Source organism: Bacillus sp. AFS001701 (genome assembly GCF_002559405.1).
In the GTDB taxonomy this organism is placed as follows: Bacteria; Bacillota; Bacilli; order Bacillales; family Bacillaceae_G; genus Gottfriedia.
In genome coordinates this window covers 1-364 of the sequence record NZ_NTZO01000583.1, presented here as the reverse complement: position 1 = coordinate 364, position 364 = coordinate 1, and the positions used below count along the sequence as shown (strand labels likewise).

At 35.4% G+C, this 364-nt stretch carries 1 protein-coding gene; it reads left to right on the top strand.

Features of this window, described 5'->3' with window-relative positions:
- Positions 1-246: substrate-binding domain-containing protein (locus CN514_RS23495; RefSeq protein ID WP_176526051.1), on the top strand; the 246-nt coding region annotated here is incomplete at its 5' end.
- Between the last annotated feature and the right edge of the window lie 118 nt (positions 247-364).

The following is a 364-nucleotide window of genomic DNA, read 5'->3' as shown; positions in this document are numbered from 1 at the left end:
GCAAATGATCGTGTTTTTTTGATGGTTATGAAATTTTTAAAAGAAAAGAAGATCAAGTTGGGCAAGGAACTAGAATTAGTTGTATTCGATAATATTCCGTTCGCTCAATTACTAGAATTTCCCCTTTCTATTATAATTCAGCCCGCAGCTGAGATGGGAGAAAAGGCAGCGGAATTATTGTTTGAGCAAATAAACAAAACTGACTTAGAACCTTTAGAGCTTATTTTTCCAAGCCGAATGGTGTAGGGGGCTGTGCCTGTCAAGCCCCAGAAAGCAGAGTTTTTTGTCGAGTTTCTTAAATAGTTTCTAATTATTGAAAAACGCTTTCAAATGAAGTATAATCCATTAATAAACCGGTTTAGTA